This is a genomic window from Actinoplanes sichuanensis (assembly GCF_033097365.1).
Lineage (GTDB): Bacteria > Actinomycetota > Actinomycetes > Mycobacteriales > Micromonosporaceae > Actinoplanes > Actinoplanes sichuanensis.
The window spans coordinates 1,063,664-1,088,045 of the sequence record NZ_AP028461.1; the positions used below are offsets into that span (position 1 = coordinate 1,063,664).

At 70.7% G+C, this 24,382-nt stretch carries 14 protein-coding genes; 3 read left to right on the forward strand and 11 right to left on the reverse strand.

Features of this window, described 5'->3' with window-relative positions; genetic code table 11:
• Positions 1–68 precede the first annotated feature (68 nt).
• The 6 genes from Q0Z83_RS04640 to Q0Z83_RS04665 form a co-directional block, all read right to left on the reverse strand.
• The gene (locus Q0Z83_RS04640) at positions 69–2,276 is read right to left on the reverse strand and encodes a glycoside hydrolase family 9 protein (protein WP_317792530.1); all 2,208 of its coding nucleotides are present in this window, start codon (positions 2,274–2,276) and stop codon (positions 69–71) included.
• A 32-nt stretch (positions 2,277–2,308) separates the two neighbouring features.
• On the reverse strand, positions 2,309–3,544 hold the full coding sequence (locus tag Q0Z83_RS04645) for an ATP-grasp domain-containing protein (RefSeq protein WP_317792531.1): 1,236 nt from the start codon (positions 3,542–3,544) through the stop codon (positions 2,309–2,311).
• Positions 3,545–3,554: 10 nt separating this feature from the next.
• Positions 3,555–4,481 (reverse strand): alpha/beta hydrolase, encoded by a 927-nt coding sequence (locus tag Q0Z83_RS04650; protein WP_317792532.1) that lies wholly within the window; start codon positions 4,479–4,481, stop codon positions 3,555–3,557.
• Between the two features lie 1,038 nt (positions 4,482–5,519).
• Positions 5,520–6,545: an SWIM zinc finger family protein gene (locus Q0Z83_RS04655; RefSeq protein WP_317792533.1), complete on the reverse strand. Its 1,026-nt coding sequence runs from the start codon at positions 6,543–6,545 to the stop codon at positions 5,520–5,522.
• A complete protein-coding gene (locus tag Q0Z83_RS04660) occupies positions 6,538–9,525 on the reverse strand; it encodes a DEAD/DEAH box helicase (protein WP_317792534.1) in 2,988 nt (995 codons plus the stop codon). The genes Q0Z83_RS04655 and Q0Z83_RS04660 overlap by 8 nt, the downstream gene beginning before the upstream one ends.
• Before the next feature lie 116 nt (positions 9,526–9,641).
• The gene (locus tag Q0Z83_RS04665; protein ID WP_317792535.1) at positions 9,642–10,085 is read right to left on the reverse strand and encodes a DUF5990 family protein; all 444 of its coding nucleotides are present in this window, start codon (positions 10,083–10,085) and stop codon (positions 9,642–9,644) included.
• A gap of 527 nt (positions 10,086–10,612) precedes the next feature.
• Between Q0Z83_RS04665 and Q0Z83_RS04670 the strand changes: the two genes are divergently transcribed.
• On the forward strand, positions 10,613–11,404 hold the full coding sequence (locus Q0Z83_RS04670; RefSeq protein WP_317792536.1) for a hypothetical protein: 792 nt from the start codon (positions 10,613–10,615) through the stop codon (positions 11,402–11,404).
• Between the two features lie 73 nt (positions 11,405–11,477).
• Here the strand turns inward: Q0Z83_RS04670 and Q0Z83_RS04675 are convergent, their stop codons facing one another.
• From Q0Z83_RS04675 to Q0Z83_RS04685, 3 genes are all read right to left on the reverse strand, one after another.
• Entirely contained in the window at positions 11,478–12,902 is a 1,425-nt protein-coding gene (locus Q0Z83_RS04675; RefSeq protein WP_317792537.1) for an SDR family NAD(P)-dependent oxidoreductase, read from the reverse strand.
• A gap of 158 nt (positions 12,903–13,060) precedes the next feature.
• A complete protein-coding gene (locus Q0Z83_RS04680; RefSeq protein WP_317792538.1) occupies positions 13,061–18,454 on the reverse strand; it encodes an MMPL family transporter in 5,394 nt (1,797 codons plus the stop codon).
• Between the two features lie 81 nt (positions 18,455–18,535).
• Positions 18,536–19,297 (reverse strand): hypothetical protein, encoded by a 762-nt coding sequence (locus Q0Z83_RS04685; RefSeq protein WP_317792539.1) that lies wholly within the window; start codon positions 19,295–19,297, stop codon positions 18,536–18,538.
• Positions 19,298–19,495: 198 nt separating this feature from the next.
• Here Q0Z83_RS04685 and Q0Z83_RS04690 point away from each other — a divergent pair, with 198 nt between their 5' ends.
• A complete protein-coding gene (locus tag Q0Z83_RS04690; RefSeq protein WP_317792540.1) occupies positions 19,496–20,023 on the forward strand; it encodes an FKBP-type peptidyl-prolyl cis-trans isomerase in 528 nt (175 codons plus the stop codon).
• A 14-nt stretch (positions 20,024–20,037) separates the two neighbouring features.
• Here Q0Z83_RS04690 and yaaA read toward each other — a convergent pair whose 3' ends face one another.
• Both yaaA and Q0Z83_RS04700 read right to left on the reverse strand, forming a co-directional pair.
• Positions 20,038–20,832, reverse strand: coding sequence for a peroxide stress protein YaaA (gene yaaA / locus Q0Z83_RS04695; RefSeq protein ID WP_317792541.1), 795 nt, complete (start codon positions 20,830–20,832; stop codon positions 20,038–20,040).
• Positions 20,833–20,856: 24 nt separating this feature from the next.
• Positions 20,857–22,626 carry a copper resistance CopC/CopD family protein gene (locus Q0Z83_RS04700; protein ID WP_317792542.1) on the reverse strand — a complete coding sequence of 590 codons (1,770 nt, stop codon included), beginning with the start codon at positions 22,624–22,626 and terminating at the stop codon, positions 20,857–20,859.
• 58 nt (positions 22,627–22,684) lie between these two features.
• Here Q0Z83_RS04700 and pgm point away from each other — a divergent pair, with 58 nt between their 5' ends.
• Complete coding sequence (pgm, locus tag Q0Z83_RS04705; protein ID WP_317792543.1) at positions 22,685–24,310, forward strand: phosphoglucomutase (alpha-D-glucose-1,6-bisphosphate-dependent); 1,626 nt, start codon at positions 22,685–22,687, stop codon at positions 24,308–24,310.
• The last annotated feature ends 72 nt before the right edge of the window (positions 24,311–24,382 follow it).

Genomic DNA, 24,382 nt, shown 5'->3' on the forward strand with positions numbered 1-24,382 from the left:
TCCTTGCCCTCGGGATGCCCTCGGGATCGAGCCTAGGGCGGGAGGGACCCGTCACGGTGTGACAGATGTCAGTCGAGTTCGACCGCGTAGCCGATCACGTGGGCGAGAGCGGCGTTCCAGTTGATGGTCAGCTCGTTGGTGGCCCACGAGCCGATGTCGTCGATGTAGCAGAACTGGCCGGTGCAGCCCTTCAGCTTCGCCTGCGCGACCGGGTCCTGGATCGACGAGTTCGGGCCACCGGCCAGGGTGCCGGCCGGCGGGTGCGGCAGTGCCGGGTCGAGCTGTGCGGCGTACCAGCGGCTGTGCTGGTTCTGCGAGGCGACCTCGCCGTACCCGGTCACGTAGGAGATGTTCAGCGCGTTGCGGCCGAACAGGTAGTCCAGGCCGGTGAGTAGGCCGGTCCGGTAGCGGTCCTTTCCGGTGAGGCGGTGCGCGGCGGCGATCACCACCAGGTTGTTGGCGATGACACTGCTGGAGCCCCAGTCCCAGACGTTGTTCGCCGGGGCGTAGGCGACGCCGTACGGGTGCTGCTGCTGGATCGCCAGGTACTTGTCGGCGCCCTTGATGACCTGCCACTTGACCTTGGTCAGGCCGGGCAGCCGGTTCGGGACCAGCGCCAGGTCGATCTTCGCGGCCGCCGCGGTGACCGCCCAGTCGAACGCCACCTGGCCGAACACGTCGGCGGTGTGCTCCGGGCTGGCCAGGATGTCGGCCGCGTACTTCTTCTCGCCGGTGGTCAGGTAGAGCTCGGCCGCCGCCCAGTAGAAGTCGTCGCTGACCTTGCTGTCGTTGTACGCGCCACCGCCGACCCCGTCGGACTCCGGGGCGAGCAGGTCCGGGTGGGCCTTGGCCGCGGTGTAGGCGGTGCGGGCCGCTTTCAGGGCCCGGGCCGCGAACGCCCTGTCGTACTTTCCGTAGATCCGCGCCGCCTGGGCCGCGGTGGCCGCCAGGTTGAGGGTCGCGGCGGTGGAGACCGGGTGCAGCTCACGCGGCTGCGGGTCGAGGTGCGGCAGCAGCGGCAGGCCGGTCCACGCTTGGTCGTGGATCTTGTGGTGGACCAGTCCGGCGTTCGCCTTTCCGGCCGGGACCTGCATGCTGAGCAGGAACTCCAGCTCCCAGCGGGCCTCGTCGAGGATGTCCGGCACCCGGTTGCCGCTCTCCGGGATGTCCAGGTCGAGCTTGCGGGAACCGCGGTTGTGCTCGTATTCGGCGAGCAGTTCCCACACCGAGATGCCGCCGTTGACGACGTACTTGCCGTGGTCGCCGGCGTCGTACCAGCCGCCGCGCACGTCCAGGGTGTAGTCGCAGACGCCGGGCTGGCACGGAACCGCACCGTCACCGGCGTTGGGGGCCACGTCGACGTGTCCCGCCGGGCGGGCGTATCCGGGCCGCAGGGTGTCGCTGATCTCGATGCCGCTGCGCTGGGTGTAGTACATCTTCAGAGCGTCGACGCGCAGCTGGTCGTACCCATGCGAATCGATGTCGAACGGCCGGGAGACCTCGCCGTCGGCAACCAGGGTGAGGCCGCTCGCCTTCTTCTTGAATCTACCGAAGTCGATGGTGTGGACGTTCTGGCCGGAGGAGGCGTCGACGCCGCGCGGGGTCGACGTGCCATGGGCCAGGACGCGGCCGGTGCTGCCGCGCAGCTCCCACGGCAAGGCCGTCGTCGAGTCGGTGACCAGGGTGGCGACCTTCGGGCCGTCGGGCAGGTAGGCGACCTGGTTGACCCGCACGCGCGGGCCGGTGTCCGGCTCGTAGACCTCCGGCGGCACGCCGCCGACCAGCGACACGTTGTCGACGCAGAAGCGCCACGGGTCCGGGCTGCCGCCGACCTGGAAGGCGACCTGGCCCTGGCTGGTGCTCGCGTTGGCGGTGAAGGTCCACTCGTAGTGCTGCCAGTCGCCGAGGATCGGCGACTGCTCGAAATAGGTGTCGTAGGGGCTGACCGAGAGGCCGGTGATGGCACGGACCACATGTCCGGCGTCACCGCTCGCGTCGAAGCTGAACCGGTACGTCTCACCGGCGACCAGGTCGATGTCGTTCTGGCCGACCGCGGCGTCCCAGCGGTTCACCGTGCCACCCGGCACGTCGACGCACGCGCGGCCGTCGGTCAGGCCGATCGTCATGCCGGCGTTGGTCCAGAAGGGGTCCGTGCCGTTGTCGAAACCGCCGTTGACGACCTGTTCGACTTCTTCGGCCTGGGCCGGCGCCGCGGCGCCGGCGATCAGCAGCACAGTGATTGCGGCTATGTTGCGGGAGCGCTCCCAGAGATGCATGGACACATATTGATTGCGTACGTGTTGCGGCGTCAACGCCCCTGGTCCCGGATCCAGGCGTCGATCAGCCCGCCGAAGTGCGCCAGGAACTTCTCGTGCTCGTGCACCGGGTAGTGGGCGCGGACCGTTTCGCGGAGCAATGACCGGAACTCCTCCGAGGAGACCCAGTCGTAGACGATTTCGTCCACATTGCCCAGGCTCTTCTCGCAGAACTCCCGGTACCTCTCGATCTCGAAGTAGTCGTCGGCCAGCTTTCGGTATTCCGACAGCTTCTCGCCATACGAGCGATCGGAGTCGGCCACCGCGAAATATGCCGCGGTGTCCATGTCCAGCCGGGGCCGACGATCGGTCACGACGCAGAACACCGTCCACCGCAGGAGCGCCGTCATCGCCCACGGGAAATAGTAGTGCAACGACGTCAGCGACACGTCCGGGCACGCGTTCGCATAATCGATCGGGTGTACGTCGTCGGCGCGCACGAGTGACTCGCAGGAATTGAACTCCCATCGGAAGAACGCGTTCACCAGCCGGGAGATCGTGACCACCTCGTCGCCCGCCTCGGCCGACAGGAAATTGTGGTCCACCTCGTAGCGGGCGTGCATCGGCTGCTCCGGGCGGAACTTCATCACCATCGTCTCCGGCCCGATGCTCAGGCTGCGGGCGAACACGTCATAGCCCTCCACCGACGCCTGCAGATGCATCAGCCGCTCACCCGACGCGTCATAGGCGGCGTGCAGTTCGGCCGGATTCCGGATCTTCGAAACGCCCACCCAGGCGCCACCGTCATACGGTTTCATCCACAGCGGATAACCGATCGCGGCGGCCGTCGCCTCCAGATCGAACGGGCGGTTGTAGCGCTCCGCGGTATATGCCCAGCGAGAATTCTCCAGCGGATTCTTGAACGGCACCAGAACCGTCTCCGGCACTTTCAGGCCGAGCCGCATCATCGCACAATAGGCCGCGTGTTTCTCCATCGACTGGAACGTGAACGGACTGTTCAACAGGTACACGTCGTCCATCAACGCGACCTTCTTCAGCCACTCGCGCGGGTGGTAGTACCAGTACGCCAGACGGTCGATGACCAGGTCGTGCCGGGGGGTGTCGCGCAGATTGAACGGCTCGATCGTCACCCGGACCGGACGGGCCCGATGACTTCTCCCGTCCGCCCCGGAGACCACCCCGAGCCGCCGCAGCAACGCCTCATAGGCGCGCGGCCAGTCGTCCTCGGTGCCCAGCAGCATGCCGATGGTGTGCTCGACGTCGGCCACATCGCCTCCCCTAGATCCACACCCGTCGCAGCAGGCCGGTCAGATGCGGATGCAACGCATCCCGCCACCCGGTCCACGTGTGCGCGTCCGGGTTCTCCGCGAAGTCCACGGCATACCCTTGTTTTCGCAGCGCATCCGCCATGTCCCGGTTGTTCGCCAGGTTCTCCTCGGCCGAGCCGCACGTCAGCGACACCGGAATCGCCGGCCCGTCCCGGACATGCCGCATCAGACCGGTGAACCGGACGATCCGCCGAAACAGCCGGAAACCGGCCTCCTGCCCGTCGAGCCGTGCCTGGAAATAGCTTCCCGATTGCAGGAACAGCCCGGCGAACGACACCGGAAATCGCCATTGCGCGTGCAACATCGCCAGCGCACCGAGACTGACCCCGGCGCCGACCACCGGGCCGCCGCCCAGCCGCGCCCTGATCCGCGGTAGCAGTTCCCACGCCAGAAACCGCGCGTATCCCGGGTCGGCGGCGAAGATCCGCTCGCGTCCGCCTTGCCGCACCGTCCGCGGGCGGCTTCCGGTCTTCCTGACCTGGCCTTGCCGTGCGGTCTGCGGGTGGCTTCCGGCGATCCCGGTCTCGTCTTGCCGCGTCGTCTGGGGGTGGCTTCCGGTATTCCCGATCTGGTCTTCCCACACCCTCCGCGGGTGGCTTCCGGCAATCCCGGCCTCGTCTTGCCGCGCCCTTCGCGGGTGGCTTCCGGCAATCCCGGCCTCGTCTTGCCGCGCCCTTCGCGGGTGGCTTCCGGTATTCCCGATCGGCGGCAGAAGCACCAGGTGGTACGGCCGGACACGTCCCGATCCGATCACTGCCGCGGTGTAGTCACCGAGCCGGCCGCGACCGTCGTATTCGGGACCGTCGTGGGCGACCAGAATCCGGTCGGTGTCCGCGTGCGGGGACCAGACTCGGGCGGTCAGACCGGGCAGCGGCATCCGGCGCCAGGTGCCCGCCGCAGCCGGAGCCGACAACCAGTCCGGCTCCGTGTAATCGGGGCAGCACAACTCCGCCTCCACCGTGCGGCGGCGCTCACCGCGCGGACCGATCAGCTCCAGGTGATAGTCAAGCCGCCACAACGGCGGCCGTGCACAGCACAGCTCCCACACCCCGAGATCGTCCCGAAAGGCCAGGTCACCCTTGACCGCCGAGGACCACAACCGAACCCCGGCCAGCCGGCGCCCCGGATCGGCATACCGGAACCGGAGCACGGCACCATCGCACCACGCCCCACCGGCACCCTCCATGAACGCACACTAACGCCGCTCGGGCCCGCGCGCCCGCTGTGCGCCGGCACCGCCCCGTTCCGCACCTGTCGCGGCCCGATCTTTCCCGCTTTCCGCGGTGCGGCTTCGCGCAAGGCGCAAGGTCCGACGGCCGAACCTGATGCGCAAGGTACGAGGCCCGAATTCGGCGTGCACGGCGTAGGGCCCGACGAAGAAGCCCGTCGCGCAAGGCGTAAGGCGCGAACCTGGTGTGCACGGGGCAGGGTTCGACGGCCGAACCCACGCGCAAGGCGTGAGGCGTGAACCCCACGTGGAGGATGCGAGGCGTGGGCCCGGTGTGCGCGGGGCAGGGTTCGAGGGCCGAACCGACGCGCATGGCGTGAGGCGTGAGCCCGGCGTGCAAGGTGCGAGGCGTGAGCCCGGCGTGCAAGGTGCGAGGCGTGAGCCCGGCGTGCGCGGGGCAAGGTTCGGCGGCTGAACCGACGCGCATGGCGTAAGGCGCGAACCCGCCGCGCAAGGCGCAAGGCGCGGACCCGATACGCAAGGCGCAAGGCGCGGACCCGATACGCAAGCTGCGACGGCCGAATTCGACGCGCAAGGCGCGACGGCCGAAATCGACGCGCAAGGGGACCGACGCGCAAGGCGCGACGCGCAAGGGGACCGACGCGCAAGGCGCGACGCGTAAGGCGCGACGCGTAAGGACCGAGGCGCAAGGACCGAGCGCAAGCCGAAAAGCGTCGAAGTAAGCCGTCAGTCGGCGTCCGAGGCATCAGGCAGAGCCAGATACGCCACCCGCAGCACTTCGATGACCGGCTGACCCGCATGCGTCAGCCCCGGTGCATCAAGCTGGTCGAGTAACGCATCCGGCCGGAGCATTCGCCCGCGCGCCGACCCCGCGTCAAGAAAACCCGGGCTCGCGGTAACACCCGCCGAAGCGGCGTGAGACGCCGAACTCCCGCCGCCCCCTTCACCCGCCGAAGCCTGAGTCGCCGAACTTCCGGCCCCTGCTCCACCTTTCGAAGGGTCGTGATGCCCCGCGGCCGCACGCGGAAACGCACCCGGCGCTTCCGCCCAGGCGACCTCTCCCCAGAACGTGGCCGGGTCGGCCGCCGGCACCGGATGGCCCGAAGCCGTCCCCTCACCGCCCACGGTCGCGCCGGGGGCATCCGCGGCTTCACCGGCACCGGAACTCCCGCCCCACGCCCTCTCCGCACCAGCTCCCCGGGACGTATCGGCGCCCTCGCCGCGGGAGGCGTCGGCAGCCGAGGCCTCCCGCAGGCGACGCAGGCGCATCAGCAGCTCGTCACGTGGCCGCCCCCGCCAGGTGAACACCTCGAACGGGTCGCTCTCGAATGCTCTGGCCAGGGCATAACAGGTGGCCGCCAGATGGGTGCACGGCATCGGCCACCGCTCGCACGTGCAGTCCATGGCGACCTCTTCGAGCGACAACGGCAACAGGCCGAGCCCGGCACCCGCGAACACCGCCTCGATACCGGTCGGCATCCGCCCGTCGAGCAGGTCGGCGACATATCGCGCTTCGCTGACCAGTGTCTTCTCCACCCGGGCCCACTCGGAGGCACCGAACGCCCGCACCGCGATCCGTGCCCGGAAGGCGCTCGGATCGTCCGGCCCGCGGACCAGGGCGACGACGAGACTGCCGGAGACGGTGAGGCTCCGAACATGCCCGGCCCGTTCGTCACGGCGGCCGCGTGCGAAGGTCGGCCCCATCCGCAGGGACTCGAACATGCCCAGGAACGCCGGCGCGAAGTCAGTCAACGATGGCCTCCGGTGCGAGCGCGAACAGGTCTCGGATCTCCCCCGCGGAGAGGGCGCTGAGCCAGCCCTCACCGGAGCCGACGACCCGCTCGGCGAGGACGCCCTTGTCGGTGAGCACACGGTCGATGCGCTCCTCGAGGGTGCCGAGGCAGACCAGGGTGTGAATGTGCACGTCTCGGCGCTGCCCGATGCGGAAGGCGCGGTCGGACGCCTGACTCTCGGTGGCCGGGTTCCACCAGCGGTCGATGTGCACCACATGGTTGGCGGCGGTCAGGTTGATCCCGGTGCCCCCGGCTTTCAGCGACAGCACGAACACCCCTGGCCGCTCCGCCTTCTGGAAGTCGGCGACCATGCGGTCCCGGGCGCCGCGCGGTGTGCCGCCGTGCAGGAACGAGACCGGCACCCCGAACCGGGCGGTCAGATGCGGCGTGAGCATCCCGCCGAACCGGGCGAACTGCGTGAAGCACAACACGCTCTCCCCGGCGCCGAGCGCATGATCGACGATCTCCTCCAGGCGGTCGATCTTGCCGGATCGACCGGGCAGTGGTGAAGCGTCCTTGAGCAGCAGCGCCGGATGCACGCAGGCCTGTTTGAGTTTGGTCATGGCCGCCAGCACCAGGCCCTTGCGCCATTTCTCGCCCGGTTCGGCGAGGCGTTCGAGCAGGTCGTCGAGGACCGCCCGGTAGAGGCTGACCTGCTCCAGCGTCATCCCGCACAGGTGTCGGACGTGCCGTTTCGTGGGCAGCTCACCGGCGATGCCGTGGTCGGCCTTGGTCCGTCGCAGCAGGAACGGCCGGGTCGCCTGGCGCAACCGGGCCGCCGCGTCCTCCTCGGCGTATCGCTCGATGGGCACCGCGAACCGCGCCCGGAACGTGTGCGCCGACGCCAGGATCCCCGGATTGACGAAATCGAGGATCGACCACAGCTCGGCCAATCTGTTCTCCACGGGGGTGCCGGTCAGCGCGATCCGGTTACGCGCTGGGAACCGCCGGACCGCCCGCGCGGCGGCGCCACCACTGTTCTTGATGTGCTGCGCCTCGTCGAGCACCACCCGATCCCACGAGATCGCGGCCAGCGCGTCGGCGTCACGCACCGCTGTCGCATAGGTGGTGAGCACCACGTCGGCCCCGGCGGCGAGAACCGCCGGATCCTCCCGGTCGGCGCCGTGCAGCACCCGCACCCGCAGGGACGGCGCGAACCGCCCCGCCTCGCGCTGCCAGTTGCCCAGCACCGAGAGCGGGCAGACCAGCAGCGCCGGCCCCGCCCGGTGGTGCAGCAGCAGCGCGAGAAGCTGCACGGTCTTGCCCAGGCCCATGTCGTCGGCCAGACACGCACCGAGCCCCAGCGAGTCGAGGAAGGCCAACCAGGAGAAACCCCTCATCTGGTACGGCCGGAGCACCCCCTCGAACCCGGCCGGAGGCGGCAGCAACTCCAGCCGCTGGTCGAGCCGCCCACTGAGCAGGTCGGCCAGCCAGCCCTCGCCCCGGGCATCGGTCACCGGGAGTGGCAGCTCCTCAGGCGGCAGCAGCCGCACCATGCGCAACGCGTCGCCGGCGGTCATCCGCCCACCACCACGCCGCAGGAACGCCAGCCCGGCGGCGAGCCGCTCCGGATCGAGGAACACCCACCGCCCACGCAGCCGCACCAGTGGCACCTTGGCCCGGGCCAGGTCGGTCAGATCGTCCTCGGTGAGGGTGCGCCCGCCGAGCGCCAGCGCCCACTGGTAGTCGACGAGCTCACGCAGCCCGACCGCCCGGTCGCGGAGCACGTGTGACACCGGGTCACGCCCGCGGACCTCGAGCGACAGCCCCAGGCTGGGCCGTCGTCGCCACCAGGCGGGCAGCAGCACGCCGTAGCCGCCCTCCTCCAGCAGCGCGGCGTGACTGAGGAACCGGTGTGCGCCCTCGGTGTCGAGCAGCATCTGCCCCGGATGGGCACCGTGCAGAGCGTCGGCCAGGTCGGGATAGAGCCGCGCGGCCCGGCCCAGCCCGGCGAGCAGCCGCTCCTGGGGATGCGAGGTCCAGCGGCGCAGTGGCGCCGACCGGTCGCGCCACACGTCGGCCGCCGGAACCAGCACGCTCGGCTCGTCGACCGCCTGCAGCAGGAACTCCAGCCGCCACGTGTCCTCCGGCAGGGGCACCTCGGCGGGCATCACCGGCTCGTGCTCGCGTGGATCGCTGAGCCGGAAGCACACCCGCACCTCGGCGCCACTGGCCGCCTGCTCGAACCAGGCCCCGAGCCGCCCGGCCAGGGTGTCGGCGAGCGCCGGCGCGGCGTCGAACTCCGGGTCGCCGGTCAGCGCGGCCAGCCACCCGTAGTCGGCGAGTGTCACCCGGGCCTCGGCCAGCCGGGTCCGCACCAGCCCGTCGACGAGCCGGCCGAGAGCGGCCGTCATCACCTCGTCGGCGCCCGGCTCCACACCGGCGGCGGGCTGCTCGGCCCGGCAGGCCGCCGGCATCCGGTCGCGCATTGCCGCGAACCGGACCGCGTCACTGCCGGTCACCACCGGTCGCCACAGCGCCACCGGCCGTGGACCGTCGATCAGCACGCCGGGCAGCACTCGCCCGCGCCGGACCAGCCCGGCCGCGAACCCGCACAACTCGACCAGCCACCCGGCCGACGGCGCGGCCCGCCCCTCGAACTCGGCGATCACGTCGACATCGACGAACGGCACGCTCACCGCCGGAACCCGCCAGGCCCGGGCCCGTGGTGTGCCCCGCCGCTCCGGCAGCCCCAGACAGGGGGACGGCAGCGGCCCGGCCCCGGTCGACGGCAGCACCAGTGTCGCCTCGCCCCGAGCCTCCCCGGCGGGCAGCTCGCCGGCTCTCACCGCGAACGGATGTGGCGGCGCGGCGCCGCGCCCGGCGGGAGCCCCGGCGACCACCCCGTCCTCCGCCCAGAGGCTCAGCCCACCATCGCGCCCGACCAGCCCGTGCAGCACCCGCAGACCCGCCGCACCGGCCCGGACGATCGCGGTCATGCCGGCCCCGGAAGCCGCTGCGCAACGCGGTTGCTGAACATGCCGCCGACTCTAGGCCGACCCCCCGACACTTTCGGTCCGCCGCGACCCCACCAGCCCGGGAAACGTAACCACCGTCACCCCGCACTCCAGACGATCTCGGGCGGCTTGACCCGGGCGCACCGCGGCCCGCCGTCCGGACCGGTCAGCCCGAGCCGCCCGACCAGCACACACTCACCGGCGGCCGCGGCTCGGAGCAGGTCCCCCGGGATGTCCCCGAACATCAGTTTCGCCCGCCGGAACATCGCGAACCCGCCGGTGTCGGTGGCGCCCCAGCTCAGATAGAGGAACCGCGCCCCGGGCCGCCCATGCACCCAGGGCCCGCCGACATCGACGAACCCGTCCACGTCACGGCTGTCCACGTCGATCTCCCAGACGGCGTGGTCCTCGAAGACCGCCACCCGGTCGACGACCTCCGTGCGCCGCTGCACACCCACCTGCACTCCGCCGAGCCGCAACGCCTCAGCTTGCGGCGCCCCGGCCCGGCCCGGCAGCTCACGCCCTTCGATCCGGATCCGCATCCCCCGACTCTAAACACCACAAACCCGCTCCGACGGTACGGCCCACAAGCGCCCGTTCCGACCCGGCTGATCCGCCGCCGAACAACCGACGCCGAGCGTCTGCCCGGTTTGCGGCGGGCCGGTGGGCTTCCTGTTCGGTGATGCGGGCGGTCGTGCGACGGATGAGGCATGGGTAACGGGGTGTGCTCGGGGTCATCCGGTGGGTGAGAACGGGCCACAGTGAATGCCGGTTCTAGTGTTTAAAGTAATTTTTTGCACATTGTGAAGAGGTGTCCCGCGAGGCGTGGCCGGGGGTGGCCAGCCGGGCGGCCGAGTTGACGAAAGGCCTGGTCAGGTGCCTTTCGTGAGTAAACCCGGAAGTGGCAAACCTGTCTTTACGGACCCAGGTCGGGTCGTCCGAACGGTCAGCATTCCGGCAAACCTCGGGCTGCCCTTTGGGGGGCGTGATGAGGTTGGCAAGTCATGGCGATTTGTCCTGAAAAGGTGTGACAATGAAAAACCCGAAGCGAATGCTCGCGGTTGCCGGCATGAGCCTGGTAGTTGCCGGAGCGCTGGGCATAGCATCTCCCGCACCAGCGGCCGAGCCTGCACCGCAGGCTGCGGAAAAGGCCGCGCCCTCGTCGCTGCTGGCGGCCGACGGCTGGGACGATGACGACTACGTGGTCGGCATGTACAGCAGCCTCTCCCTGTGCCAGAAGGCCGGTGCCTACGGCATCACGCAAGGCGCGTGGGACGCCTTCGACTATCGACTCGCGTCCATTCCCGGCCGCGGCGACGTCTACATCCTCTCGGTTCCGGAGGACAACTGGCGCTGGACCGCCTGGGGCGGCGGCTGGCCCGACAACTGGCTGTACCGGCCCACGTACGTGCTGAACTCGTACAGCATCGGCGGCGGGTACCGGCATCCGTTCTGGCGGTGGCCGGGCGTGCGGTTCGGACCCTGGGGCCACGGTCACGGCGGCGGCTTCGGCGGCGGCTGGGGCGGTGGCCACGGCGGCGGTCACGGCGGCGGTCACGGCGGCGGTCACGGTGGCGGTCACGGTGGCGGGTTCGGCGGTGGCCACGGTGGTGGCTTCGGCGGCGGTCACGGTGGCGGGTTCGGCGGCGGTCACGGTGGCGGGTTCGGCGGCGGTCACGGTGGTGGCTTCGGCGGCGGTCACGGTGGCGGTCACGGCGGCGGCCGTGGTGGTGGCTTCGGCGGTGGCCACGGTGGTGGCTTCGGCGGCGGCGACGGCGGTGGCCGTGGTGGCGGCTTTGGCGGTGGCATCGGCTTCGGCGGTGGCATCGGCTTCGGCGGCGGCCGTGGCGGCGCCGCGTAACGTTGCCCCGGCAGCGAATGTCCCTACATGACGAAGCGGGCCACACCTCAGGGTGTGGCCCGCTTCGCTTCGGTCACCAGGCGACCGGGGCGTAGTCCTTCAGGAAGCAGCCGTACACGTCCTCGCCCTGCTCGCCGCGGATGATCGGGTCATACACCCGGGCCGCGCCGTCGACCAGGTCCAGTGGGGCGTGGAAGCCCTCCTCGTGCAGGCGCATCTTCGTCGGGTGCGGACGCTCGTCGGTGATCCAGCCGGTGTCGACGCTGGTCATCAGGATGCCGTCGGCGAACATGTCCTCGGCGCTGGTGCGGGTCAGCATGTTCAGCGCCGCCTTCGCCATGTTCGTGTGCGGGTGGCCGGCGCCCTTGTAGCCGCGGGCGAAGATGCCCTCCATGGCCGACACGTTCACCACGTAACGCCGCGCGAACTTCGACGCCGTCATCGCCGGGCGCAGACGGCTGACCAGGATGAACGGGGCCGTCACGTTGCAGAGCTGCACCTCCAGCAGCTCCAGCGGCGCGACCTCGTGCACCCGGTCGCTCCAACTGTTCGTCGACGTCGTGTCCGGGACCAGGCCGCCCGCGTCGATGGCCACCGAACGGGCGGTCAACGCCATCTCGGTGACCTCCTTCGCGGACAGCGTGGGCGGGGACGCCGCGGTCAGTGCCGCCGCCGGCGAGGAGCCGATCGAGGCGGCACCGCCGAAGAACTCCAGCTCCGGGAGCGGTCCGTCGGGCAGCGGAGCCGACTCGGCGGACACCAGCTCGGAATAGGCGCCGGGCGTACGTCGTACCGTCTGGGCCGCGTTGTTGATCAGAATGTCCAGCGGACCGCGGGCCGCGACCGACTCGGCCAGGCCGACGACCTGCGCCGGGTCTCGCAGATCGGTGCCGACCACCCGCAACCGGTGCAGCCAGTCGGCGCTGTCCGGCATCGCCGTGAAGCGGCGGACCGCGTCGTGCGGGAACCGCGTCGTGATCGTCAGGTCCGCGCCGTCGCGCAGCAGCCGCAGCGCGATGTACATGCCGATCTTGGCGCGACCGCCGGTGAGCAGCGCCGTCCGGCCGGTCAGGTCGGTCCGGGCGTCCCGCCGCGAGTGGTTGAGCTCCGCGCACGACGGGCAGAGCTGGTGGTAGAACGCGTCCACCACGGTGAACCGCTGCTTGCACACGTAGCAGCCACGTGCCTGCTTCAGCACACCCGCCGTCGCCCCGCGGACCGTGCTGCGCAGCGGAATCCCGGCCGTCTCGTCGTCGATCCGGCCCGGTGCGCCGGTCGCGGTCGACTCGGTCACCGCGCGGTCGCTCGCCACGACGGCCTGACGGCGCTCCTTGCGGCGCTGCACCTTCACCGTCTTGAACAGGCCGGCGGTCGCCCGCCGCACCCGCACCGCGTCCGGGTGCTCGGTCGGCAGCTGCTCCACCTCGGCCAGGACCGCCAGGCAGACCGCCAGACGGTCCGGATCCACACTTACGGCGTCCGGGTCGATGCCGGTCATTTCGTACGTCCCCCTCTGTTCCCTGCCCGCACGCACTGTACTTTCCGGCCGGGCCCGCGCCCCACCGGCCGTCCTATCGGCGCGATCCGGCTCACCTGAACAACGAACCGGCCGCCCGATGATCCCGGAGGATCCTCGGACGGCCGGTTCGTCGAACGTCAGCGTGCCGCGTCCGGTCCGGGCTCCTCCGCGGTCGGTTCCGGGCCCGGCCGGGCCGGGCCCGGGTGGTCGGCCAGCGAGGCCGGGCGGCGGATCTGTCGATCGTACGGGTGCTCGCCCGACCCACCCGTCCAGGACGGGCCGCCGTTCGCCGGACGCCTACTCGAACGGCCCTGCTCAGGCATGTGGTCGGCGAGTGTCGCCGGGCGCACGGTGCCCCGGATCCGGTCGTCCAGGGTCTCCGGACGGCGGCCCCGGAGGTAGTCGGCCTCGGTGGGCTGCTGTTCGGGGGTGGGCCACGCGCCGGTGTCGGCGGCCACGTCGGGGCCGGCCGGCGTCTGCGGGCGGGGAGTGGGGGAGTTCAGCCACTCGTCCAGCGTCTGCGGGCGGCGGGCCGGAACCGATGGTTCCGCCGGCTGCTCGAAAGTCTCGTCCACCGCATCCTCGATCACGTCCGGGAGTGAGTTGTCGGGGGCCGGTTCGTCGGCGGTGGGCGCCTCCGGAACCGGTGCCGGCTCGGTCGGGATGATCTCGGTGTTCGCCGGTTCTGTGGAAGCTACCGGTTCGGACGGGATCTCGGAATCTTCGATGCCGGCGACGTCGAGTTCGGTGCTGCCGGTTTCGTCGGAGAGGCTGGAATCGACTGCCGAACGTGCGAGGACGGCCGGGTCACGCCAGGCGTCGATCTCCGTGGGCTCGGCTTCCAGCGGAGTGCTGAGCTGCTCCTTGTCCTCGGTCAGGTCGACGTCGGCCGAGGTGGTCGGCTCGTCGTCCTCGTCGGATCCGACTGTTTCGTCGGGTGTGTCCGACGTGGTGGCTTCCGGTTCGGCTGACGCATGGTCAGCGGCGTCCTGGAGGTCCGGAAGGGCGGGCTCCAGGTCCGGGACCGTGACCGGTACCTCGGCGGCGGGTTCGAAGGCGATTTCGGCCTGGTCGGGCTCGGTCGCTTCGGCCACGATCGGCTCGGGCTCGACCGGCTCGGGCGCGGTCGCCTCGGGTTCGATCGGCTCGGGCGCGGTCGCCTCGGGTTCGATCGGGTCGGGTTCGATCGGGTCGGGTTCGATCGGGTCGGGCTCGATCGCCTGGGGCTCGATCGGCGTGGGAGCGGGTGCCTCGATGATCGCGACGGCTTCTGGTTCCCGCGAGTCGGTCGTTTCCGGCTCGGGGGCGGGTCTGTCCGGGGTGGTCTGGCGGACGGGCAGGTCGGCCAGGCTGGCCGGGCGGGCGCGGTCGACGGCCGCAGCGGCCGGAATGTCGCCGAGGGTTTCCGGACGGGCGGAGCTGTTTCGGCTGTTCGTCCAGTCGTCGAGGGACTGCGGACGGTCCGCTGCGGCCGCGCTGATGGCGGCCTCGGAACGGTAGGGGTGGGGCTGCTCCGGGCGGGTGCGGGGAGTGGACAGCCAGTCGTCGAGGGTCTGCGGGCGGGAGGATCCGGGGCGGTCCGCCAGCGGGTGGGGGAGCGCTGCCTCGGGCCGGGTCGGGGTGGGTTCCGGAGTGCCGGGGAGTGCGGCGTAGCGATCCAACCAGGGGAACGCGTCCGGTTCCGGGGCGGTGAGGTTCGCCAACCGTGGGTCGGCACGCCAGGAGAACGGGTCGGCGATCGGCTCGGCCTGCGCCGGTGCGGTGGCGTCAGCGAGATTCGTGGACTCGGCGGACGCGGCCACGGTCTCGTAGGGGGATTCGGTGGACGCGGCCACGGGCTCGTAGGGGGATTCGGTGGAAGGTGCCTCGGGCTCGTAGCGGTAAGTCGTGGATGCGACGGCGGGTGAAACCGGTTTGTGGAGCTCGGCGGCCGGTTCGTAGGGGTGCGGGGCGAATTCGGCGGATGCCACGGAGGGCGTCGGGTCGACGAGGGCTTCCGAAGGGGTCGCCGGGGGTTCCTCGTCGTCGACGAAGGGGGCCAGGAAGTAGGCGACCTCTTCGTCCTCGGCGGCCGTGGACTTCTCCGAGCGGGTCCGGCCGGTGTCCGGGATCGCCGGTTCGGCTGGCTTGACCTGGGCGGATTCGACGTCGGCTGCTGCGGAGGCATCAGGCCCGGCCGCGAGCGGTCCGACCGGCAGCGGCCCGGAGCCGACCCCCGAGGTGTCGGCGAAGGGCGCGTCGGTCTGCGCGATATCGGCGAACGGCGCGTGGGTCTGCGCGATATCGGCGGAGGAGGCGTGGGTCTGCGGGATATCGGTGAAGGAGACGTCAGGCTGCGCGATATCGGCGGAATAGGCGTCGATCTTTGGGTCGTAGGCGAAAGGCGGCTCGTCGGCGGGCGCGGCGCCGGGTGGGACGACGTGGGACGCGACGACGTGGGATGGGACATCGCGGGAGTCGACGTCGGTGGACGGAACGCCGGCCACGCCGATGAGGCTGTCGGCGCCGATCGAGGTCGAGTCGCCGGAGTCCGAGTCGGCGATCTCGACGGCGGCGTCCTCCGAAGCGGCGTCCTCCGAAGCGGCGGCCGTGTCGTGGGAAACCGACTCAGGGGAGGATTCGGCGTCGTCGGGTGCGGGGAGTTCCGGTTCGGGCTCCGGTTCGGGAGTCGCCGCGCGGACCGTCTCCTCGGTGAAAAGCCCGTTGTAGACGGTCTCCGAGAAGATCACCGGTTCTTCGGGGGCGGGGTCGCTGTCGGGCAGGCGGATGACCTGGGTGGCTGCGGTGTCGTCGGCCGGAAGGTGCAGAACCTGGGTAGCGGACGGGTCGAAGTCGTCAGGTGACTGGGATTCGGCGTAGGCCTCGATCAGGGACGGCTCGGTGTCCGGTTTGAGGACCTCGGCGCCGGCCGCCAGCGTCGCCTCGACCTCGGCCCACAGGTCGTCGGGCCCGGCCGAGTCCTCCTCGGGCTCGCCGACGGTGGAGTCGGTGGTGGAGTCGGTGCTGGAGTCGGTGGCGGAATCCGATGAATCACCGGAAAGAAGGTCGGAGGGCGAATCGCCGGAAAGAGGGTCGGACGGCGAATCCGAAGTGTCACCCGCAGAGGAGGAAGTGTCACCCGCGGAGGAGAGCGACGGCGCCGAAACGGCCCCGGACGAAGCGGTCACCGTGACCGGCGCGTCCTGAGACGCGAGGTCGTCCGGCTCGGCAGCGGACGTCGAAACCTCATTCTGGATCGGGTTGTCGGACGGCGTACCGGAGGAGAGGTTTTTCTCGGAGAGGTAATCCAGGACCTTCTCGTAATCCAGGACCACCGTATTGGAGGTTTCGCTGCCGGAGGGCAGCGCGGCCTGCGCCGGCGCCGCCGGCAACGCCCGGGCGATCAGCGTCCCGTCCAGGACCCGGGTCTCCTCCATCGAGGGGTCGACGGGTCGCCAGGCGTGCCGCCCGGTGGCCTCCTCCTCGCCGGCGTATTCAGCGAGTCCGGCCTTCTCCTGGAGCCGCCGCAACGGACCCGGCGCCCACCACGAGGCGTCCCCGAGCACGGCGAGGACGGCCGGCACGAGCAGCACACGCACCACGGTGGCATCGAGGACCAGCGCGATGATCATGCCGACGCCGATGAACCGCATGGTGGTCACCGAGGACAGCGCGAACGCTCCGGTGACGACGATGAGCAGCAGCGCCGCCGCACTGATGACCCGTCCGGTCCGGGACAGCCCGATGGTGACCGCCTCCCGGGTGGTCGATCCGCGCAGCCGTGCCTCGACCATCCGGGACAGCAGGAACACCTCGTAGTCGGTCGACAGCCCGAACACGACGGCGGCCATCAGCACCACGATGCCCGCTTCGAGAGGGGTGGGCGTGACGTCGAGCCACGACGCCCCGTGCCCCTCCTGGAAGATCCACACCAGCGAACCGAACGTGGCGGTGAGGCTGAGCGCGCTCATCACCACGGCCTTGATCGGCAGCAGGATCGACCCGAAGGCCAGGAACATCAGCACCAGCGTCGCCCCGGCGAGCAGCCCGATCATCAGCGGCAGCTTGGCGCCGATCGCCTCGAGGCTGTCGACGTTACGGGCGGTGACCCCGCCGACCAGCAGTTCGGAACCGGCGGGCGGGGTGAGGGCACGAAGACCGTCGACCGCGTCGCGGGCCTCGTCACTGAAAGCGTCGGTGCTCTTCAGGTCGGCGGTGAGGATCACCGTGGCCTTGTCGCCGCCGGTGGTGGTGATCTTCTCGATCCCGGCGACCTTCGCGGCCTCCGCGCTGAACGCCTTGACGTCCGGCTTCTTCCCGTCCGCGGCGTGCACGACGACCTGCACGCCGTCCGAGGCGAACTGCGGATAGTCGGCCTTCAGCGTCTCGATCGCGACACGTGACGGATCCCCGGCGGGCAGCTGCCGCTCGTCGTTCTCCCCGAAGCGGGCGCCGGCGATCGGCAGGGCCAGGACCAGAAGGGCGGCGAAGATGGGTACGGCCACCAGCACCGGCCGCCGCAGCACCCATCCGGCGAGCCGTTCCCAGCCACCGGTGCCGCCGGTGACCCGGCCGGGTAGCCGGATCGGGATCAGGTCGACGCGCGGCCCGAGCACCGCGAGCAGCGCCGGCAGCAGGGTCAGCGACAGCAGCATGGCCAGGAAGACCGCGGCGAGCCCGCCATACGCGAGCGACTTGAGGAACCCCTGCGGGAACAGCAGAAGCCCGGCGAGCGCGGTCATCAGCAGGGTGGCCGAGAAGACGACGGTACGCCCGGCGGTGGCGACGGTACGCCGGACCGCCTCGGACGTGGAGTGGACGGCCTGCTCCTCCCGGAACCGGCCGACCATGAACAGTCCGTAGTCGATGGCCATGCCGAGTCCGAGCAGGCTGGCCACGTTGACCGCGAACGAGTTGACCTCGTGGGTGAGCGCGATCGCGTGCAGCACGCCGAGCGAGCCGAGCACCGCGGCGCCGCCGACCAGCACCGGCAGGGACGCGGCGACCAGCGAGCCGAAGATGAGCAGCAGCAGGATCAGCACGATCGGCAGCGACACCATCTCGGCGAAGGCCAGGTCGTCGGTGGACCGCTGCGACGACGCGTGCGCGAGCGGGATGCCGCCGGCCAGTTCGACGTGTGCGCCGGGGATGGTGAGGGCGTCCTCGATGTCGGCGTAGGCGTCCATCTTGGCGGCGTCGTCCTCGCCGGTCAGGGTGATCACGGCGACGGCGCTGGACTTGTCCTTCGACGCGTACGCCGGTGACTTCTTGTCCCAGTAGGAGCTCTGTGCCTCGACCGCCGACTCGGGCAGCGCGCCGAGCCGTTCCTTGATCCGCTTGGTGAGCGCGGCGTCGTCGATGCTGCCGCCCTGATCGGGCGTGTAGATGGCGATGACGTCGCCACCCTGCCCGCCGGTCGCGGTGACCGCCGTCTCGGCGGCCCGGGCCGACTCGCTCCGTGGGTCGTTGTAGCCACCCTCGGTGAGCTGACCGAACACGCCGAGGCCCCAGACGCCGGAGCCGATCACCGCGACGAGCGCGACGATGAGCACCGGCCACCTCAGGCGGGCGACCCGCGATCCCCAGCCCGCGAACACAGGGTTCCCCTTCCCTATTTGCGAAGTTTCAAAGGTTCAGCTCAGAGTCGCGGCCTGGAGGGCCACGCCGCCGCAGTTCTCGTCGAACGTCGCGCCGGTGATCCACTTGATCGAGATCTTGCCAGTAGCCGATCCGCGATAGGAAACGACGTAGGCAGTTGTCCCCATCGACGCCCCGCGGGCCGCGAAGGAGTCGGTGTACGCCTCTCCGCCGGTGCTGAGTTCGATGCGTAGGTCGCCTCGGGCCTTCATCGCGCCGACGTACAGCCGCAGCGTGTGCGACCCGGTCCCGGCCGGTGCGGACAGGGTGAACCCATGCCCGGTGCCGCAGGTCGTAACGCCGCTGGTCGCGCCGCCGGCCGGAGCTCCGGTCCAGGTGAAGCGCTGCGGGCTGGCGGTGTGCCGCAGCCGTGGCTCGCCGGGGGTGCCCTCGAGGAGGGTGAATTTACCGCCGCTGTCGCGTTCGAGCGAGAACCGGCCCTTCTCGCCCCAGTGCACCCAGTCGATTCGGCCCTCGGCGGCCAGGTCCACGGTGTCGCCGACGGTGACCTGCTCGACGATGATCTCATTGATCGGGGCCATCGACGGGCTCGGCGACATGCTGGGCACCGGGATCGGGACCTGCTCGGCCGGTGCGGCGGCGACCGTCGGCGGCGCGGCGGCGGGTTCGTCGTCGCCGGTGCCGGCGTGGATCGCCCAGCCGACCGCCACGACGGCGAGGACGCCGGCCAGGATGACGGCGCCCTGTTCGAGGTGTTCCCGTAGGTGACGCCGTCCGCCGGGATCGGGCAGAGGCAAGGATCCTCCAGATCTCGGGGGCGGGCAGGAGCGGTAAACGATCTCATCCCGATCGGCTCCGGAGAAGAGGGGGCGACCGGTCGGGCACGTACGGTGGATCGCCCACCTCAGCGATTCGGAGGAGGTTCTTCGCCGGGTTCCCACCCGTTGCGAGTAGCGTGTCCGGAGTTTCCGACTTGCCGACCGGGAGATCAACGAATGAGCGACATGATCACGTCCACCAGCAATCGCCGCGGACAGGCCATCGCCGGGGTGATCAGCGGCATCGTCGTCTTCGTCATCCTGGTGGTGGTCTTCGTCCTGGTCCGGCAGGACCCGAAGGACCCGGCGCCCACCCCGGCCGCCGCGCCGGCCGCCGTGTCCGCCGACGAGAAGATCACCGATGAGCCGGTCGTCACCACCGGCAGCGGCACCCTCAGCGACCTGGTGATCAAGGAGCGGATCCCGGGTACCGGCCCGGTGGTGAAGGCGGGGCAGACGATCAGCGTCAACTACAAGTTGATCGGCTACACCTCCGGTGAGGAGATGGACTCCTCATGGAAGGGCGGCAAGTCGTCGCCGATCAGCTTCCAGATCGGCACCGGCCAGCTGATCCAGGGCTGGGACAAGGGCATCCCGGGGCAGAAGGTGGGCAGCCGCATCCAGCTCGACGTGCCGGCCGCCCTCGCCTACGGTCCGGAGAAGGGCGACCTGCGGTTCGTCGTCGACATCCTGTCGGCGCAGTAGCTTCGGCCGGCCCGCTACAGCTCGGTCACGATCACGTCGAGCCGCCGTGGCCCGCCCGCCGGGCCCGGCTGCTCCTCGATCGTGAACTTCAGGTCGCGCAGGGCGGTGACCAGCTCGTCCACCGAACCCGGCGCGGCCTGCTCGACCGCCAACGCGCGGACCAGGCGGCCCTTGGTGGCCTTGTTGAAGTGGCTGACCACCGACCGTTTGGCCACTCCGCCGACGACTCGCTCGTGCAACACCCGCAGGGCCGCCGCGTTCGGCCCGGGCGCCCACATCGCGGCGTAGGCGCCCGACCGCAGATCCAGCACCGGCGCCTCGGCGGTCGCCTCGTCCAGGACCTTTTTCAGACCCTTCTTCCAGTACGGGGTGAGCCCACCGATTCCGGGCAGGGTGACACCGACCGAACACCGGTAGGCCGGGATCGCGTCGCCGAGCCGCACCACACCCCAGAGCCCGGAGAACACCACGGCGGTCCGGTCCAGCCAGTCCTTCTCGGCGCCCCGCAGTTCGGTCGCGCCGAGCGCCTCGTAGAGCACGCCGGTGTAGACCTGCGCCGCCGCGGCGGCGGGTGCGGTGAGCAGTTCGGCGTTGCGGGCGATCTCACCACGTTGCCCGTCGCTGAGCCCCAGCACCGCGAGGCTGTCCGCGATCGATCGCTCACTCGTGCGCGCGCAGAGGGCGACGAGCTTCTTCAGCACCCGGGTGCGGGCGGCGGCCAGCGCCGGCAGCCACAGCGACGACGGGTCGACGGGGGAGCCGTCCGGAGCGGGGGTCTTGCCTTCGGACGGCGGAAGCAGGATGAGCACGTCGAGACCTTAGCCGGGCCCGCGCTACCGCCCGACGGTCACGGTCGTCTTCACGCTCGCCCGGTCGATCTCGCTGACCCGGATCGTGAAGACCAGCTCGTACGTGCCGGCCAGCGGGAACTCGAGCGAGCCGAGGGCCTGGTTGCCGGGCAGGATCCCGGCGATCGGCTGTTTCACCGACTCCAGCGCCGGGTCGGTCAGCCGCGCCGACAACTGCCACTCCTCGGCCTGCAGCGGTGCGCCGTCCGGCCGGTAGAGGAACGCGTGCACCGTGTTGTACTCGCCCAACTCGACCGGGTAGACGTTGAACTGCACGGTGTACAGATCGCTGGTCAGTGTCTCGGAGACACCCTGGCCACTGATCGACTTCTCGTTGGCGGCGGCGCTGCGGCCCGGGTCGACCTGCACCAGCACCGAGCTCAGCGCGAGGATCAGCACGCTGGCGACCACCTCGACGCCGACCGTGCGCCGCAGGCCGCTGCCGTTGCGGGCCCGGTTCACCATCCGGCGCGCGCCGGCCGCCGCGGCCAGCACCACGGCCAGGATGCCGATCTTGACCAGTAGTAGCCTTCCGTAGTCGGTCCGCCACAGGGCCGGCACCGATCCGAGCTGGATGATCGCCTGCACCGCACCGGCCATGACCAGCCAGATCACCGCGAGCATGGCCCATCGCGACCACACCGGGAGCACCACGGCGAGCATCCGCTCGTGCGTGCCGCGTAGCAGGAACACACTCAGCGTCACCAGGCCGCCGAGCCACGCGGCCATCGCCGCCATGTGCACGACTCCGGCCGTGATCGTCACCGCCGGTAGCGGAACGGCGATGGCGTGCCCGGTCATCGGCCACGTCGCCAGGCCCGCCGCACCGAGCCCGAGAACCGCCCAGGACTGCGCCTTCCGCGGCTTCACCTGTGGTTTCGGCTTCGCCGCGGGCGTCGGCTCCGGCGCCGGGGCTCCGGCGCCGACCAGGACGGGGGTGGGCACGGTCTGCGAAACGGTCACGGTCCGTCGTGGCCGGCGTAGCAGCGGCGGCAGCAGTACGGCCAGCGCACCCAGCACCAGCAGTCGACCGAGCAGCAGCAGCCCGTACTGACTGGCCAGCACCTCGGTGAACTCCGCGCCGGTCAGTGTCCAGATGGGCGCCCCGGAACCCTGCTGTGCCTGGGTGCCGAGCGCGCCGAGAGTGGCCGCCGCGGTGAGGGCCAGACCGATCCGGATCGTCCGCAGCGCACCCGCCCGGGAGCGCCGTGGCGGCCACAGGAACGCCAGGAACAGCGCCGGTCCGACGATGAGCGTGACCCCGGCGTACCCGATGCTCTTGAGAAGCGGGACGGCGACCGCGACCGACGCATGCGGCCCGGTGGTCGCGGCGGGTTCCTCCGGGCGGGCCGACGGCGCGCCGACCGAGAAGGTGATCGCGCCGCCGACCGGGTGGCTGTCGGCCGAGATGACCCGGAAGCTGATCAGGTAGGTGCCCAACGGCTTGCCCGCCTTGCGGACCGGGATCCGCAGCACGGTACCGCCGCCCTGGACCTTCCCGGAGATCCGCTCGCCGTCCGGGGCGATCACCTGCACCCGTCCCTCGACCGGCGTGACCGGCTCGCTGAAGGTCACGGTGACCTCGGATGGTGCGGTGCCGATCACACTTCCCGGCGCGGGGGTCGAGCCGACCGTCGCGGCGTGCGCCGAGGCGGGCGACGCGGGCAGCACGAGGACGGCGGTCAGCAGCACGAACAGGAAGGCGAGCACCCGGGTCACATGGGGTAGTTCGTATCGGCGTCGGGAAAGGTTCAAGTAGGCGGTGTGGATACGATCCGTTACAGCGCCTGACCCCGCCACCGAGGAGGCCGTCATGTCCGTCCACCCCCGTGCAGGCCGTCCGGCCGAGCCCGCCGAGCTGATCGATGTTCCCCAGGTCATCTCGCGTTACTACACCGAACACCCGGACCCGGCACAGGCGGGGCAGCGGGTCGCCTTCGGCACCTCCGGGCACCGCGGCTCCAGCCTGCGGACCGCCTTCAACGAGGACCACATCGCCGCGACCAGCCAGGCGATCGTGGAGTACCGGCGCGACCAGGGCACCACCGGGCCGCTCTTCCTGGGCCGGGACACGCATGCGCTCAGCGAGCCGGCGCTGATCACCGCGCTCGAGGTGTTCGCCGCCAACGACGTGCGGGTGCTGGTCGACTGCCGTGACCGGTACACCCCGACGCCCGCCCTGTCGCACGCGATCCTGCGCTGGAACCGGGGAGACGGGGCCCGGGCGGACGGCGTCGTCGTCACCCCGTCGCACAACCCGCCCGATGACGGCGGTTTCAAGTACAACCCGCCGAACGGCGGACCGGCCGACACCGACGCCACGAAATGGATCCAGGACCGGGCCAACGCGTTGATCGCCGCCGGTCTCAAGGAGGTCCGGCGGGCGGCTCGGCCACAGAGCCCGGAGAAGTACGACTACCTGGGCAACTACGTCGACGACCTGCCCAACGTGATCGACGTCGAGGCGATCCGCAACGCCGGTGTCCGGATCGGCGCCGACCCGCTCGGCGGCGCCAGCGTCGACTACTGGGGTGAGATCGCGTCCCGCCACGGCCTGGACCTGACCGTGGTCAACCCGCTGGTCGACCCGCGGTTCGGGTTCATGACCCTGGACTGGGACGGCAAGATCCGGATGGACTGCTCCTCGCCGTACGCGATGGCGTCGTTGATCGAGCAGAAGGACCGGTTCCAGATCGCCACCGGCAACGACGCGGACGCCGACCGGCACGGCATCGTCACCCCCGACGGCGGCCTGATGAATCCGAACCACTACCTCGCGGTCGCCATCGCGTATCTCTACGCCTCCCGCGACGGCTGGCCGTCCGGCGCCGGCATCGGCAAGACCCTGGTCTCCTCCTCGATGATCGACCGGGTCGCCGCCGACCTGGGTCGCCGCCTCGACGAGGTGCCGGTCGGCTTCAAATGGTTCGTGCCGGGCCTGCTCGACGGCTCGATCGGGTTCGGTGGGGAGGAGAGTGCCGGCGCGTCGTTCCTGCGCCGCGACGGCGGCCCGTGGAGCACCGACAAGGACGGCATCATCCTCGACCTGCTGGCCTCGGAGATCCTCGCGGTCACCGGGAAGTCGCCGAGCGAGCACTACTGGGAGTTGACCGCCCGGTTCGGCGCGCCCGCCTACGCCCGGATCGACGCGCCGGCCACCCCGGCCGAGAAAGCCGTGCTCGGCAAGCTGTCGCCGTCCCAGGTGACCGCGTCCTCGCTGGCCGGTGAGGCGATCACCGCGGTGCTGACCAGCGCCCCCGGAAACGGCGCGGCGATCGGCGGCCTCAAGGTGGTCACCGAGTCCGGCTGGTTCGCGGCCCGCCCGTCCGGCACCGAGGACGTGTACAAGATCTACGCCGAGTCCTTCCAGGGGCCCGAGCACCTGGCCCGTATCCAGGAGGAGGCACGGGCAGTGGTCTCGGCCGCACTGGCCGGCTGAGGGTTCGTCTCAGGTCGGCGGCTCCCGCGCCGACAGTCAGTCGTAAGCAGACCGGCTGATCCGGGCAGGAGC